We start from the raw sequence: 14,740 nt of genomic DNA, 5'->3' as shown, positions 1-14,740 counted from the left end.
TCAGGCCACAGTACACTGCTGCCAACCCTGCATACGATCGGAGGCTCCCATGCTCACATTGCGTAAAAACACTGACCGCGGCCGCGCCGACCATGGTTGGCTCAAGTCCTGGCACACCTTTTCTTTCGCCAGCTACCGCAACCCGAACCAGCAGGGCTTCTCGGACCTGCTGGTGATCAACGATGACCGGGTCGCGCCGGGCCAAGGGTTCGGTGAGCACCCTCATCGAGACATGGAAATCTTCTCCTACGTGCTGGACGGCGCGCTCGAACATCAGGACAGCCTGGGGACCGGTTCGGTCATCCGCCCGGGCGACGTGCAATTGATGAGTGCCGGCACTGGCGTGCGCCACAGCGAGTACAACCCCTCGAGCGAACACGGGGTGCACTTTCTGCAGATCTGGATCGTTCCCGCGTTGGCTGGGGCGAAGCCACGCTACCAGCAACAGCACTTCAGCCAGGCGCAAAAGCGCGGGCAGCTGTGCCTGATCATTGCGCCTGAGGCCGATGGGGCTTCGGCGGCCTTGCAGGTTCGCCAGGATGCCCGCGTGTACGCAGGGCTGTTCGACGGCCGGGAACAGGCTCGCCTGGACCTGGGCCCGCAGCGCTACGCCTATGTACACCTGGCGCGTGGCGCGCTCACCGTCAACGGCCAGCGGCTGGAGGCCGGTGACGGCCTGCGGGTACGGGGTGAAACAGCGCTGGCGCTGAGCGAAGGCGAACAGGCCGAGGTACTGGTATTCGACCTGCGCCCCAACGAGCTGCCCGGCGAGTGACGGCTGCGCTCAACTGATACGCTTTTTTGATGAACATCTGCCGCTGTTACTCATCCGTGCACCGGCGCATGATGGCCCCATTCCAAACTCATGCCTTTTCTGGAGGTGCACATTGGACGGTCTCATCATGGCAATCATCATCGCCGGCACACTCGGCTCGTTCGCCTACACCATGTACCTGATCCACAAATCCAGCCAGGACGGCAAATGAGCTAGCCTTGGGGTTTTCCGATAACAACAAGGAAAACCCCGATGCGCTGCTACCGCCTTTTCCCCGCACTGCTGCTTTCACTCGTTCCCCTCTGCCAGGCCGCCGAAGTCAATGTCATGACCTCCGGCGGCTTCACCGCTGCGTACGAACAGCTCGGCCCCAAGTGGGCACAGGCCAGCGGCAATACCCTGCACACCGAACTTGGCCCCTCGATGGGCAAGGCGCCTCAGGCCATCCCCAATCGGCTGGCGCGCGGCGAGCCTGCGGACGTGGTGATCATGGTGGGCTATGCGCTGGACGACCTGATCAAGCAAGGCAAAGTGCGCGCCGGTTCCCGTGTCGAGCTCGCCGACTCGCGCATTGGCGTAGCGGTGCGTGAAGGCACGCCGGTGCCCGATATCTCTACTGAAGCCGCCTTCAAGGCAGCCCTGCTCGCTGCGCCTTCGGTCGGGTATTCCGACAGCGCCAGCGGCGTGTACATCCAGGACCAGCTGTTCAAGAAACTCGGCATCAGCGAACAAATGCAGGGCCGAGCCCGCATGATCCCGCGCGTACCGGTGGCCGGCGAGGTGGCCAAGGGCGAGGTTGCGCTGGGGTTGCAGCAGGTCAGTGAGCTGTTGCCGGTCAAGGGCGCACGTTTTGCAGGGCCCATTCCGGAATCGCTGCAGTCGGTCACCCGCTTCGCCGCCGGCATCCCTACTGCGGCCGAGCATCCCCAGCAAGCGGCCGCGCTGCTAGAGTACCTGGCCGCGCCCACCGCTCAGGCCACCGTCAAAGCCACCGGCCTGGACAGCGTGGCGCGCTGAACCCGATCCCTGATTGCCGACCCTTGTGGAGCCCTCGATGAACAGCAGACACCTCATGCTCACCCTGATATTGAGCGGTTGCATGGCCGCCGCAGGCATGCCTGTTCAGGCCGCCCAGCCCACCCCAGCCGACGGCCCTGAAGTGATGCCCGGCGGCCTGGCCATCGAGCCGGCACAGGTCGGCGCGAGGGCGCCTGACGACTACACGCGCCCCAGCCGTGAGGTGCGCAACTGGAAACAGCGCGGCCTCAATGCACCGGCCATTGGTACGCAATGGGTCGAAATGGCCGGCAAGCTGGTGCGGGTCAATCGCAGCGATGGCACCGTGGTAGAGGTGCAGCCGGGGGTCAACTGACACCAGGCACGGTGTGCAAGAAAGTATCAGCCCGGGTGACGCACCGGCGTTGTTCGAATGGCCAAGCAGGGCTGTAATGGAATACAGGCGCCCGCCATGCACCCGGCGGGCGCGAACAACAATAAACGGGAGAGCACGATGCGCATTCGAGCACACGCATGGCTGGCTGCAGCCTGCCTTGGCCTTGCTGGGCACGCCCAGGCGGACACCACACTGACCATCGCCACGGTCAACAACTCCGACATGATCCGCATGCAGAAGCTGTCGAAGGCTTTCGAGGATCAGCACCCTGATATCAAACTGAACTGGGTGGTACTGGAAGAAAACGTCCTGCGCCAGCGCCTGACCACCGACATCGCCACCCAGGGCGGCCAGTTCGATGTGCTGACCATCGGCATGTACGAAGCTTCCCTCTGGGGCCAGAAGAACTGGCTGGTGCCGATGACCGACCTGCCCAAGGACTACAACCTCGACGACGTCTTCCCCTCGGTTCGCGAAGGGTTGTCGGTGGGCGGCAAGCTCTATGCACTGCCCTTCTACGCCGAAAGCTCCATCACCTACTACCGCACCGATCTGTTCAAAGAGGCCGGGCTTTCGATGCCGGAAAAACCCACCTGGGACCAGATCGGCGAATTCGCCGAAAAACTCACCGACAAGAGCAAGGACCAGTACGGGCTGTGCCTGCGCGGCAAGCCGGGTTGGGGCGAGAACATGGCGCTGATCACCACCCTTGCCAATGGCTACGGCGGCAGCTGGTTCGATAAGAGCTGGAAGCCGCAGTTCGCCACCGATTCGTGGAAAAAGGCGCTCACGTTCTACGTCGACAACATGAAGAAATCCGGCCCGCCCGGTGCCTCCAGCAATGGCTTCAACGAAAACCTGGCGCTGTTCAACAGCGGCAAGTGCGCCATCTGGGTCGACGCGTCGGTGGCAGGCTCGTTCGTGACCGACAAAGCCCAGAGCAAAGTGGCCGACAGCGTAGGGTTCACCTTCGCGCCGCACCAGAGCACCGAGAACGGCACCTCATGGCTGTACTCCTGGGCGCTGGCGATCCCCACCAGCTCGAAGAAACAGGACGCCGCCAAGACCTTTTCCGCCTGGGCCACCTCCGAGGCCTACGCCAAGCTGGTCGCAGACAAGGACGGCATCGCCAACGTTCCGCCAGGCACCCGTGCCTCGACCTACAGCGAGGCCTACATGAAGGCCGCACCGTTCGCCAAGGTCACGCTGGAATCGCTCAAGGTCGCAAACCCGGCCGCCACCGACAGCAAACCTTACGTGGGTATCCAGCTGGTCACCATTCCCGAGTTCCAGGCCATCGGCACAGCCGTGGGCAAGATCTTCTCGGGTGCGCTGACCGGCCAGATGAGCCCCGACCAGGCGCTGGCCGCCGCGCAGTCCAGTACCGAGCGTGAGATGAAACGCGCCGGCTACCCCAAGTAACCGACCGCTCCCCGGCCTGGCCGCCCCGCTGCGGGGTGGCCTCCCCCTCGGCCACGCACAGGTACGCATGCCATGACTACCCCCATCGCCAAGGTGCCAGCAGCTCACGCTGCCGGCGCCGCACGGCGCCGCACGAGCAATCCGGGCTGGTTCCTGGTCAGCCCGTCGGTGGCCTTGCTGCTGCTCTGGATGATCGTCCCGCTCGGGATGACGCTGTACTTCTCGCTGATCCGCTTCAACCTGCTCTACCCCGGTGAAAACGACTTCGTCGGCCTTGAAAACTTCAGCTTCTTCCTGACCGACTCGGGCTTCCTGCCGGGCGCCTGGAACACCGTGCTGCTGGTGGTCAGCGTGCTGCTGATCAGCGTGATCGGCGGGGTGCTGATCGCCGCCTTGCTGGAGGCCAGTGAGTTCTTCGGGCGCGGGATTGTGCGGGTCATGCTGATCTCGCCGTTCTTCATCATGCCCACGGTGGGCGCGCTGGTGTTCAAGAACCTGATCTTCCACCCGGTGTCCGGCATCCTGGCGGCGGTGTGGCGGCTGTTCGGGGCTCAGCCGGTCGACTGGCTCGCCACCTACCCGTTGCTCTCGATCATCCTGATCGTGGCCTGGCAGTGGCTGCCGTTCGCCATCCTGCTGCTGATGACCGCCATGCAGTCCCAGGACCTGGAGCAGAAGGAAGCCGCACGCCTGGATGGTGCCGGCCCGCTGGCGATCTTCTGGCACCTGACTCTGCCGCACCTGGCCCGCCCGATCGCTGTGGTAGTGATGATCGAGACGATCTTCCTGCTGTCGGTGTTCGCCGAGATCTTCACCACCACCAATGGCGGCCCGGGCTTTGCCTCCACCAACCTGGCCTACCTGATCTACAACCAGGCACTGGTGCAGTTCGACGTGGGCATGGCCTCGGCCGGTGGCCTGATCGCCGTGGTGATCGCCAATATCGCTGCCATCGTGCTGGTTCGCATGATCGGCAAAAACCTGACCGACCAGGGCTGAGGGCGCTGCCATGATGACCTTGAAAACTTCCCGCCGCCTTCAGGCCATCGGCCTGGGTGGCCTGTCGTGGTTGATCGCGCTGCTGATCTTCTTCCCCATCCTGTGGATGGTGATGACCAGCTTCAAGACCGAGATCGACGCCTTCGCCACGCCGCCGCTGTTCTTCTTCCACCCGACACTGGAGAACTACACCCATATCCAGGAACGCAGCGACTACCTGCACTTCGCCTGGAACTCGGTGGCCATTTCCTTCAGCGCAACCTTGTTGAGCTTGCTGATCGCAGTGCCGGCGGCTTATTCGATGGCCTTCTACGAGACCAAGCGTACCAAGCAGACCCTGCTGTGGATGCTCTCGACCAAGATGCTGCCGCCGGTGGGCGTGCTGATGCCCATCTACCTGCTGGCCAAGGGTGCGGGGCTGCTGGACAGCAAGCTGGGGCTGATCATCATCTACACCCTGGTGAACCTGCCGATCGTGGTGTGGATGGTGTACACCTACTTCAAGGACATCCCCCGCGACATCCTCGAAGCCGCACGCCTGGACGGCGCCACCCTGCTGCAGGAGATGGTCCGCGTGCTGTTGCCGATCAGCAAGGGCGGCCTGGCGTCCACAGTGCTGCTGTCGCTGATCCTGTGCTGGAACGAGGCGTTCTGGTCGCTGAACCTGACCAGCTCGCAAGCGGCGCCGCTTACCGCGTTGATCGCCTCCTACTCAAGCCCCGAAGGCCTGTTCTGGGCCAAGCTCTCGGCCGTTTCGACCCTGGCCTGCGCGCCGATCCTGATCTTCGGCTGGATCAGCCAGAAGCAGTTGGTGCGCGGGCTGTCGTTCGGCGCGGTGAAGTGATCCCTACCCTTTGCGAGGAACGCTGCCATGGCAACGTTGAAACTGAAAGACCTGAAAAAAGGCTTCGAAGAGCTGCAGATCATCAAGGGCGTGGACCTGGAAGTGCGCGACCGCGAATTCGTCGTGTTCGTCGGCCCCTCCGGCTGCGGCAAATCTACCCTGCTGCGGTTGATCGCAGGCCTTGAGGAGGTGAGCAGCGGCCACATCGAGCTCGATGGCCGCGACATCACCCAGACGCCACCGGCCAAGCGCGACCTGGCCATGGTGTTCCAGACCTACGCGTTGTACCCGCACATGACCGTGCGCAAGAACATGAGCTTCGCCCTGGACCTGGCCGGTGTACCCAAGGCCGAGGTCAAGCGCAAGGTCGACGATGCCGCGCGCATCCTTGAGCTGACGCACCTGCTCGAACGCAAGCCCAAACAGCTCTCCGGCGGCCAGCGCCAGCGCGTGGCGATCGGCCGGGCGATCGTGCGCCAACCGAAGATTTTCCTGTTCGACGAGCCGCTGTCGAACCTGGATGCCGCCCTGCGTGTGCAGATGCGCCTGGAATTGGCGCGCCTGCACCAGGAGCTGCAGGCCACCATGATCTACGTGACCCATGACCAGGTCGAAGCCATGACCCTGGCCGACAAGGTGGTGGTGCTCAATGGCGGGCGCATCGAGCAGGTCGGCTCGCCGCTGGAGCTCTATCACCACCCGGCGAACCTGTTCGTGGCGGGCTTTCTCGGCACGCCGAAAATGGGCTTTCTCAAAGGCCGCGTGAGCCGCCTGGGCGCCGCCGGTTGCGAGGTCGAACTCGATGCGGGGCTGGCCCTTACCCTGCCGCGTGTCAACGGCAGCCTGCAACCCGGCGATGCCGTGACCCTGGGCATCCGCCCTGAGCACCTGGAACTGGCAGCCGCCGGCCAGCCCGGCCTTGCAGTGACCGCAGACGTGAGTGAACGCCTGGGCAGCGACACCTTCTGCCACGTGCGCACCGACACCGGTGAGCCACTGACCCTGCGCCTGCGCGGCGACCTGGACAACCCTACGGCGGGCGCCTGACGCTGCACCTGGCCCCTGAGCATTGCCACCTGTTCGACGCCAACGGCGCCGCCGTGCCCCTCGCACTGCGCGCCGCCGCCTGACTGAACACAGCACTGGAGTTCCCATGAGCGCACACCCTGTGAAACTGAGCTTCGCCAACCTCGATGACCTGGCCCCGGAGGTGAAACTGCCGGCGTATCAGATCGACAAGATCGGCGACGGCATCCTGCATTTCGGCGTGGGCGGTTTCCACCGCGCCCACCAGGCGTTCTACACCGATGCCCTGATGAACCAGGGCAAGGCGCTGGACTGGGGCATCTGCGGCGCCGGCGTGCGTGCCGAAGACCGCAAGGCCCGCGACGACCTGGCCGCACAGGATTACCTGTTCACCCTCTATGAACTGGGCGACAGCCCCGACACTGAAGTGCGGGTGATCGGCGCGATGACCGACATGCTGCTGGCCCACGACAGCCCGCAGGCGCTGATCGAAAAAATGGCCGAGCCGAACATCCGCATCGTTTCGCTGACCATCACCGAAGGCGGCTACTGCATCGACGACAGCACCGGCCAGTTCATGGCGAACCTGCCGCCAGTGCAACACGACCTGGCCAACCCCGGCGCGCCCACCACCGTCTTCGGTTTTCTCTGCGCGGCGCTGCAACGCCGGCGCGAAGCCGGGCGTGGGCCGTTCACGGTGATGAGTTGCGATAACCTGCCGCACAACGGCCAGGTGGCGCGCAAGGCGTTGCTGGCGTTCGCCCGGCTGGCAGGCGACGCCTACGGCCAGGGCCTGGCCGAGTGGATCGAGCAGCAGGTGAGCTTCCCCAACGCCATGGTCGACCGCATCACGCCGATGACCAGCACCGCCCACCGCCAGCAATTGCTGGAAGAACACGGCGTGGACGACACCTGGCCGGTGGTGTGCGAGCCCTTCGTGCAATGGGTTCTGGAAGACAACTTCTGCGCCGGCCGCCCGGCCTGGGAAGACGTCGGCGTGCAGTTCACCGCTGACGTAACCCCCTACGAAGAAATGAAGATCAAGCTGCTCAACGGCAGCCACCTGGCGCTGACCTACCTGGGCACACTCAAGGGCTATCGCTTCGTCCACGAAACCATGAACGACCCGCTGTTCGTCGAGTACATCGCCACCTACATGGACCGCGACGTCACCCCGCAGCTGGCGCCAGTACCAGGCATCGACCTCAGCGCCTACAAGGCCAAGCTGATCGAGCGGTTCTCCAACCAGGCCATCGCCGACCAGCTGGAACGAGTGTGCTCCGACGGTTCGTCGAAGTTTCCCAAGTTCACGGTGCCGACGCTCAATCAACTGGTGCAAAGCGGCGGCGATCTCGACCGTGGCGCACTGGTGGTCGCCGCCTGGGCGCTCTACCTCAAGGGCCTGGGCGATTACCGCATCGTCGACCCGCGTGCGGACTTTTGCCGCAGCCTGGTGTCAGAGGACGCAAGCTTGACGGCGCGCCTGCTGGGCGCCGAAGAAATATTCGGGCAAACGCTGCCCAACTCCCCGGCGTTCGTCGCCGCCTTCGAGCGGCAATTGCACAACCTGCGCACTCTGGGCGTTGACGGGACACTCAACGCCCTGCTGGGCAAGGACTGACCAGGAGCCGCCAGCATGTATCTGGGGATCGACTGCGGTACCCAAGGCACCAAGGCCCTGCTGCTCGATGCAGCAGGCGGCCGCGTGCTGGGCGTGGGCAGCGCCGCCCACGAGATGATCAGCGGCCCCCACGGGCGCCGCGAGCAAGACCCGGCGCAGTGGCGCCGGGCGCTCACCGAGGCGGTTGCCCAGGCACTGGCAGCTGCAGGCGTCGATGGCCAGCGTGTGCAGGCTTTGAGTGTTTCCGGCCAGCAGCACGGGCTGGTGATGCTCGATGCCGACGGCCAGGTGTTGCGCCCGGCCAAACTCTGGTGTGACACCGAAAGCACTTCGCAGAACACGCGCCTGCTGGAATGGCTCGGCGGCCCCCAGGGTTCGCTGGAGCGTTTGGGCCTGGTGATCGCGCCGGGCTACACCGTCTCCAAGCTGCTCTGGAGCCGCGAGCACGCGCCCGAAGCCTTTGCCCGCGCTCGGCACATCCTGTTGCCGCACGATTACCTCAACTTCTGGCTCACCGGCGAGCATTGCGCCGAATACGGCGATGCCTCCGGCACCGGCTATTTCAACATCCGCACCCGCACCTGGGACCTGGCGTTGTTGCGCCATATCAGCCCCGATGGCCAGCTGGAAAGCGCCCTGCCGCGCCTGTTGCAGGCCGATGAAGCCGTCGGCCGCCTGCGCCCGGAAGTGGCCCGCGAGCTGGGCTTGAACCCTGCGGCACTGGTGGCTAGCGGGGGCGGTGACAACATGATGGGCGCCATCGGCACCGGCAATATCCAGCCCGGGCACATCACCATGAGCCTGGGCTCTTCCGGCACCGTCTATGCCTACTCTGCCGCCCCGCTTGTGAGTGAGGAAGGCGCCGTGGCGGCGTTCTGCTCATCGAGCGGCGGCTGGCTGCCGCTGATCTGCACCATGAACCTCACCAACACCACGGGCCTGGTACGCGACCTCCTGCAGCTGAACCAGCACGCCTTCGACCAGCACCTGCGCACTTCTCCGATCGGCGCCGAAGGGGTACTGATGCTGCCCTTCTTCAACGGCGAGCGGGTGCCCGCCCTGCCCGATGCCACGGCCAGCCTGCACGGGCTGACCAGCAACAATTTCAACGCGGCCAACCTCTGCCGAGCAGCGGTCGAAGGCACTACGTTCGGCCTGCGTTACGGCCTCGACCTGCTGCGCGCCAGCGGCCTGCCCAGCCACAGCATCCGCCTGATCGGCGGCGGTTCGAAGAACTCGCTGTGGCGGCAGATGGTTGCCGATATCATGGCCACCCCGGTGATGTGTACCGAGGAGCCGGAGGCCGCTGCGCTGGGCGCCGCGATCCAGGCAGCCTGGTGCGCCGAAGGCGGCGGCCAGGCGCGGCTGGCTGAGCTGTGCCAGCGCTGCGTGCAGCTGGCCGGCGCCAGCGAGCACCGGCCACAGCCTGCGGCGGTGGCCGCGTATGCACCGGTGTATGACGCTTATCGCCAGCAGGTGCTGGCGCTGTAATTTCAAGGAGCAAGCATGTTTGTCGTGTGTGGAGAAGCCCTGTTCGATCTGTTCTGCGATGCCGACACCGGCAGCACGGCGAAGGTCGGCTATACCGCCGTGGCTGGGGGCTCGCCTTTCAACGTAGCCATCGGGCTGGCACGGTTGGGCGCACGTTCGGCCCTGCTGGGCGGGGTTTCCAATGACTTCCTCGGCCAGCGGCTGGCCCGGTTGCTGGCCGAGGAAGGGGTCAGCGACCGTTACCTGCAACGCTTCGATGCGCCTACCACTCTGGCGATGGTCGCGCTCAACGCCGATGGCAGCCCGCAGTACAGCTTCCGCGGCGAAGGCTGTGCTGATCGGCTGCTGGAAAGCACTCACCTGCCGGCGCTAGCCGATGAGGTGCGCGGGCTGCATTTCGGCTCCTACTCACTGGTGGTCGAGCCGATCGCCAGCACCCTGGCGGCCCTGGCAGCCCGGGAAAGCGAGCGCCGCCTGATCAGCCTGGACCCTAACGTGCGGCTGAACCCGGCGCCGGACATCGAACGCTGGCGGCGACGTGTGGAAGCCATGGCGGCGCACGCGCACCTGATAAAGGTCAGCGATGAGGACCTGGGCCTGCTTTACCCCGGCCAAACGCACGAAACCATTGCCCAGCGCTGGTTGAACCAGCGTTGCGAGCTGGTATTCGTGACCCGGGGCGGTGAAGGCGCCGAAGTGTTCAGCCGCCAGCATGGGCATGCCAGCGAACCGGCGCGCTCGATCAAGGTGGCCGATACAGTGGGCGCCGGCGATACCTTCCAGGCCGCACTGCTGACCTGGCTGGCCGAACATCAACTCGATACTCCCGAAGGGCTGGCGCAACTGCAACCGGCGCAACTTCAGGCGCTGCTGCACTTTGCCGTGAGTGCTGCGGCATTGACCTGCACGCGCACAGGCCCCGATCTTCCACGGCGCAACGAACTTTGATCAACTTGCACAGCAAGGTGTGAACCTGAAAGTTGCTCTCGGGCAACTTTCTATATTGTCCCGCGCAAAAAAAACACCTATTCTACCGGCACATTCACTTATGCCGGAGCCCCCGCACATGTCCAGACTCGCCGAATTTCGCGCCGCCGAAAAAGCCCTTCAGGAAGAACTTGCTCGCCTTGAAAGCCTGAAGAACGACGCAGGCCTGAAAAAGAAATCGAGTTCGAAGACAAACTCAAGCAACTGATGGCCCAATATGGCAAGAGCCTGCGCGATGTGATCGCCATTCTCGAACCCTCGCGCCTGAACGCTGGCCGTGCCACCCCTGCTGCGCCGCAAAAAGCGGCTCGCCGCCCGCGCGTGGTCAAGGTCTACGAGAACCCTCACACCGGCGAGCTGATCGAAACCAAAGGCGGCAACCACCGCGGCCTGAAGGCCTGGAAAGCCGAACATGGCAGCGACACCGTCGAAAGCTGGGTGCGCGGCTGAAGCCGGCACAGCCGTGCAGCGTGACTTCGTGCAACGCTCGCGAACTTTCACGGTATTTTCACGGCCAGGGGCGCAGGATGAAACCTGCTGATGGACCAGCGCCCCATATGCCCGCTTCGGCGGGCTTCTCTTTTCTTCCCTTCTTGTTATTCCGACTGGAGTTCACATGAGCCTTCATGAACTGAACAGCCTGCCGGGCGTGACCGCTATTCCGGATTCCGCCACGCAACATTTTGTATTTAACCACACGATGCTCAGGGTCAAGGACATTACCCGGTCATTGGATTTCTATACTCGCGTACTGGGTTTCAGCCTGGTCGAAAAGCGTGACTTCCCGGAAGCCGAATTCAGCCTGTATTTTCTGGCACTGGTCGACCGCGCGCAGATTCCCGCCGATGACGCGCAACGCACCGAATGGATGAAGTCGATTCCCGGCATTCTGGAACTCACTCATAACCACGGCACCGAGAAAGATGCCGCCTTCGCTTATCACGACGGCAATAGCGACCCGCGCGGTTTCGGTCATATCTGTGTGTCTGTGCCTGATATCCATGCCGCCTGTGAGCGTTTCGAAACGCTGGGTGTGGACTTCCAGAAACGCCTTGCCGATGGCCGCATGAAGAGCATTGCCTTCATCAAGGACCCGGACGGTTACTGGGTCGAGATCATTCAGCCTACGCCTGTAGCCTGACTCACCCGTTGCACGGCGCCCGTCGCGCGGCAAGCCGCCCTCCCACAATCTGATCTGCGCCCTGAAGTTGGACACACCAACCAACTCCAGGGGAGCTCCACATGCAGAAGTACACCAATCAGTTCAAGCTATCCGCTATCCAGGCCTTCCTCGAGCGCGGCTTCGGCTTTCGCTTCATCGCCGAGCAATTCGGCATGGACCCTTCACTGCTTCGCCGTTGGGTCGAAGCTTATCGCCTGCACGGCGAAGCCAGCCTCAAACCACGTGGCAAGGATCACACCCCCCAGTTCAAACTTTCCGTGCTCCAGCACATGTGGCGGGAGAAACTGTCACTGCGCCGCACCGCTGCGGTTTTCAACCTGGTCTGTTCCACTCAGATAGGCAGCTGGGAGCAGCAGTATTACAGTGGCGGACTTCCAGCCTTGGCTACACGAAAGATAGGAAAGCCTCCCGCCATGCCAAAGAAACCCACCAAGTCGAAAGTCGCCACGCCACTGACCAAAGAACAGCGCGCCTACAAGAATTTGCTGGCAGAAGTCGAATTCCTTCGCATGGAGAACGCCTACCTAAAAAAGCTCAAGGAGCTTCGCGAGGAGAAAGCGAGGCTACGAGAACTCGAGCAGAAAAAGCCCGGATAGTCAGCGAGCTGCGCTCACAGTTTCCGCTGGATAACCTGCTCAGCCTGATTGGCTTGTCGCGCAGCACTTACTATTACCAGCTCAAGGCAATGGCTGCCCCGGACAAGCACGCCCCGCTGAAAGCACTGATCCAGAGCATTCAGACGCAGCATAAAGGTCGATACGGTTATCGGCGGATAGAGGCTGCGCTGGGCAATGAGGGGCATGTCGTCAACGGCAAGCGAGTACGCAGATTGATGGCCGAGCTGGGCCTGAAGTGCACAGTTCGCCCCAAGCGCTACAAGTCTTTCCGAGGGGAGCCTGGGCGCATTGCAGAGAACATTCTGGAAAGGCAGTTCGACACGGATCGACCCAACTGCAAATGGGTCACGGACGTCACCGAGTTCAAGGTCAACGGCGAGCGGCTTTACCTTTCGCCGGTACTGGACTTGTTCAATGGAGAGATCGTGGCTTACCAGGTCGATACTTCGCCGCATTACGCGCTGGTCGGGCGGATGCTGGACAAGGCCCTGGCGAAGTTACCCGAAGGCATTTGCCCGTTGATGCACTCGGATCAGGGATGGCAGTACCAGTACTACCGTTATCGCCATCGACTGGCGGAACGCGGGCTGACGCAGAGCATGTCACGCCGGGGCAACTGCCTGGATAACGCGGCGATGGAAAGTTTCTTCGGCACGTTGAAATCGGAGATGTATTATCGACAGCGTTTCACCAGTACGGCAGAACTGGCGGCTGCGATCGATGAGTACATTCATTACTACAACCACGATCGCATCAAGATGAAACTGGGCGGTCTGAGCCCTGTGGCGTACAGGACTCAGGTGGCAATGGCCTAGCAGAATGGTGTCCAACAAAAGGGGCGCAGATCAATCGTGACTTCTTCCAAGAGCCAGAACAGTGGGAGGCCGGCTCGCCGGGCGCCGTGCAACGGGCGACGCTACAGTGCCTGCAGCGCTTTGCGCAGGGCCTGGAACACTCTCTCATCTTCCATCTGCGCCACATTGAACCGCATGAACCCCTGCTGGCTCTGTGACTGGCTGAAGACATTCCCCGGCGCCAATACCACGCCCTCTTTCAGGCAGGCCTGCGCCAACTCGGCTGCGTCTACACCCTCCGGCAACCTGCACCACAGGAATATCCCCGCCTGCGGCACGATCCAGGGCGCAATGCCCAACGCTCCGAGACGCTCCGCCACACGCATTCGCTGATCCGCCAGGTAAAGCCGCACGCTGTCCATGTGCCGGCGATAACCGCTGTCGGTCAACACCCTCAGGATCAATTCAGCGGCCAGCCGGCCGCCGCCGAAGTTGGTGGCGATCTTCAGATCCACCAGCGCATCTATCCAGTCACCCCGCGCCGCTACGTAGCCACAGCGCACCGAGGCTGAGACCGTCTTGGAGAAGCTGCCGATATGGATCACCCGCGCCAGGCCATCGAACGCCGCCAGCCTGGGCGCGGGGCTTACTTCGAAGTCCGCGAAGATGTCGTCTTCGACGATCACCAGGCCGTGCGCTTCCGCAAGCTTGAGCAACCGATGGGCAACCACCGGCGAGAGCGCCGCCCCAGTTGGGTTGTGCACGCCCGAGTTGGTGATATAGAGCCTGGGCGCGTGTTCATGCAGCGCCACAGCGAATGCCTCCAGGTCCGGGCCGGCTGGCGTATAGGGCACGCCGACCACCGGACACGATGGGCCTTGAGCAGCGCGTGGAAGTTGAAATGGCGCGGGTCGTCCACCAGTACCGTGTCACCTGGCTGCAGCAGAAAACGGCACACCAGATCGATGGCCTGGGTGCCGGATTCGGCCAGCATGATTCGTTCAGGCGGCGCCTCGATGGCAGCGCTGGCCAGGCGGCGGGAGAGGAACTGGCGCAAGCCGGGATGGCCCAGGGGCGTTGCATACTCGGGCCAGCTCCAGCGTGTCGCTGCGGGCCAGCGCACGCAGCGCCCGGCGCACGCCTTGCTCGTAGAGCCAGGCCGGCGGCAGCCAGCCGCAGCCGGGCTTCGACAGGGAGGCATCGGTTTCAAGGGCCTGGCGCGACACCCACAAGGGGTCGATCGCCCGGTCCAGCTGCGGAGCTACCTGGGTCAACGTCAACGGCGCGGCTGGCCCGGCTACATAAAACCCCGAACCAGGCCGCGAGAGCAGCACGCCTTCGGCGCACAGCCTTTCATAGGCCTCGACCACCGTGGAAACCGACACCTTCAAGCTACGCGCCTGGCCACGTACCGAAGGCAGCCGCGCCCCGGCAGGCCAGATGCGTGCGGCGATTCCTTGATTGACATGATCCATCACCGCATTGATTCGTGTGCCGCCCTCTTCACTCTACGCCCTCTTGCGTACTGGCTTTTACACCCTAACAGTTACTGCCAACTGTATTGGACTGTCACTGGTTTGCCCAGCGT

12 protein-coding genes and 4 pseudogenes are annotated in these 14,740 nt (G+C 63.4%); 14 read left to right on the top strand and 2 right to left on the bottom strand.

Annotated elements, in window-relative coordinates; genetic code table 11:
• The first annotated feature begins 49 nt into the window (after positions 1-49).
• The 14 genes and pseudogenes from LN139_RS07675 (at position 50) to LN139_RS07610 (ending at position 13,173) form a co-directional block, all read left to right on the top strand.
• A complete protein-coding gene (locus LN139_RS07675) occupies positions 50-775 on the top strand; it encodes a pirin family protein (protein WP_236359396.1) in 726 nt (241 codons plus the stop codon).
• Between the two features lie 252 nt (positions 776-1,027).
• On the top strand, positions 1,028-1,792 hold the full coding sequence (locus LN139_RS07670) for a substrate-binding domain-containing protein (protein WP_236359395.1): 765 nt from the start codon (positions 1,028-1,030) through the stop codon (positions 1,790-1,792).
• Positions 1,793-1,829: 37 nt separating this feature from the next.
• Positions 1,830-2,147, top strand: a complete 318-nt coding sequence (locus LN139_RS07665) for an RcnB family protein (RefSeq protein ID WP_236359394.1) — start codon at positions 1,830-1,832, stop codon at positions 2,145-2,147.
• A gap of 138 nt (positions 2,148-2,285) precedes the next feature.
• Positions 2,286-3,590: an ABC transporter substrate-binding protein gene (locus tag LN139_RS07660; RefSeq protein WP_236359393.1), complete on the top strand. Its 1,305-nt coding sequence runs from the start codon at positions 2,286-2,288 to the stop codon at positions 3,588-3,590.
• Positions 3,591-3,662: 72 nt separating this feature from the next.
• Positions 3,663-4,589 (top strand): carbohydrate ABC transporter permease, encoded by a 927-nt coding sequence (locus tag LN139_RS07655; RefSeq protein WP_236359392.1) that lies wholly within the window; start codon positions 3,663-3,665, stop codon positions 4,587-4,589.
• 10 nt (positions 4,590-4,599) lie between these two features.
• Positions 4,600-5,433 (top strand): carbohydrate ABC transporter permease, encoded by an 834-nt coding sequence (locus LN139_RS07650; protein WP_236359391.1) that lies wholly within the window; start codon positions 4,600-4,602, stop codon positions 5,431-5,433.
• 27 nt (positions 5,434-5,460) lie between these two features.
• Positions 5,461-6,563, top strand: a pseudogene (locus LN139_RS07645) (ABC transporter ATP-binding protein).
• A gap of 38 nt (positions 6,564-6,601) precedes the next feature.
• On the top strand, positions 6,602-8,080 hold the full coding sequence (locus tag LN139_RS07640) for a mannitol dehydrogenase family protein (protein ID WP_236360314.1): 1,479 nt from the start codon (positions 6,602-6,604) through the stop codon (positions 8,078-8,080).
• A gap of 15 nt (positions 8,081-8,095) precedes the next feature.
• Positions 8,096-9,571 carry a xylulokinase gene (gene xylB / locus LN139_RS07635; RefSeq protein WP_236359390.1) on the top strand — a complete coding sequence of 492 codons (1,476 nt, stop codon included), beginning with the start codon at positions 8,096-8,098 and terminating at the stop codon, positions 9,569-9,571.
• A gap of 15 nt (positions 9,572-9,586) precedes the next feature.
• Positions 9,587-10,519, top strand: a complete 933-nt coding sequence (locus tag LN139_RS07630) for a carbohydrate kinase family protein (protein ID WP_236359389.1) — start codon at positions 9,587-9,589, stop codon at positions 10,517-10,519.
• Between the two features lie 118 nt (positions 10,520-10,637).
• Positions 10,638-11,008, top strand: a pseudogene (locus LN139_RS07625) (histone-like nucleoid-structuring protein, MvaT/MvaU family).
• A 166-nt stretch (positions 11,009-11,174) separates the two neighbouring features.
• Positions 11,175-11,699, top strand: a complete 525-nt coding sequence (gene gloA / locus LN139_RS07620; RefSeq protein WP_236359388.1) for a lactoylglutathione lyase — start codon at positions 11,175-11,177, stop codon at positions 11,697-11,699.
• Positions 11,700-11,800: 101 nt separating this feature from the next.
• Positions 11,801-12,088 (top strand): annotated as a pseudogene (locus LN139_RS07615) (transposase); the annotation flags it as partial.
• Positions 12,013-13,173, top strand: coding sequence for an IS3 family transposase (locus LN139_RS07610; protein ID WP_236359387.1), 1,161 nt, complete (start codon positions 12,013-12,015; stop codon positions 13,171-13,173). The pseudogene LN139_RS07615 and the gene LN139_RS07610, both read left to right, overlap by 76 nt.
• A 101-nt stretch (positions 13,174-13,274) precedes the next feature.
• Here the strand turns inward: LN139_RS07610 and LN139_RS07605 are convergent.
• Positions 13,275-14,209: pseudogene (locus tag LN139_RS07605) on the bottom strand (aminotransferase-like domain-containing protein).
• A complete protein-coding gene (locus LN139_RS07600) occupies positions 14,154-14,627 on the bottom strand; it encodes a GntR family transcriptional regulator (protein WP_236359386.1) in 474 nt (157 codons plus the stop codon). Before LN139_RS07600 ends, LN139_RS07605 begins: the two are co-directional and overlap by 56 nt.
• Between the last annotated feature and the right edge of the window lie 113 nt (positions 14,628-14,740).

It is taken from the genome of Pseudomonas sp. KNUC1026 (assembly GCF_021650705.1).
Taxonomy (GTDB): domain Bacteria; phylum Pseudomonadota; class Gammaproteobacteria; order Pseudomonadales; family Pseudomonadaceae; genus Aquipseudomonas.
The sequence above is the reverse complement of the archived record's forward strand: the minus strand, read 5'-3'. Positions and strand labels throughout refer to the sequence as shown.

What these genes read in the sequence shown, in the direction of transcription:
- LN139_RS07675 (WP_236359396.1), top strand. Translation starts at nt 50, where the DNA reads ATGCTCACATTGCGTAAAAACACTGACCGCGGCCGCGCCGACCATGGT.
- LN139_RS07670 (WP_236359395.1), top strand. Translation starts at nt 1,028, where the DNA reads ATGCGCTGCTACCGCCTTTTCCCCGCACTGCTGCTTTCACTCGTTCCC.
- xylB (WP_236359390.1), top strand. Translation starts at nt 8,096, where the DNA reads ATGTATCTGGGGATCGACTGCGGTACCCAAGGCACCAAGGCCCTGCTG.
- LN139_RS07650 (WP_236359391.1), top strand. Translation starts at nt 4,600, where the DNA reads ATGATGACCTTGAAAACTTCCCGCCGCCTTCAGGCCATCGGCCTGGGT.
- LN139_RS07655 (WP_236359392.1), top strand. Translation starts at nt 3,663, where the DNA reads ATGACTACCCCCATCGCCAAGGTGCCAGCAGCTCACGCTGCCGGCGCC.
- LN139_RS07660 (WP_236359393.1), top strand. Translation starts at nt 2,286, where the DNA reads ATGCGCATTCGAGCACACGCATGGCTGGCTGCAGCCTGCCTTGGCCTT.
- LN139_RS07630 (WP_236359389.1), top strand. Translation starts at nt 9,587, where the DNA reads ATGTTTGTCGTGTGTGGAGAAGCCCTGTTCGATCTGTTCTGCGATGCC.
- LN139_RS07600 (WP_236359386.1), bottom strand. Translation starts at nt 14,627, where the DNA reads ATGGATCATGTCAATCAAGGAATCGCCGCACGCATCTGGCCTGCCGGG.
- gloA (WP_236359388.1), top strand. Translation starts at nt 11,175, where the DNA reads ATGAGCCTTCATGAACTGAACAGCCTGCCGGGCGTGACCGCTATTCCG.
- LN139_RS07665 (WP_236359394.1), top strand. Translation starts at nt 1,830, where the DNA reads ATGAACAGCAGACACCTCATGCTCACCCTGATATTGAGCGGTTGCATG.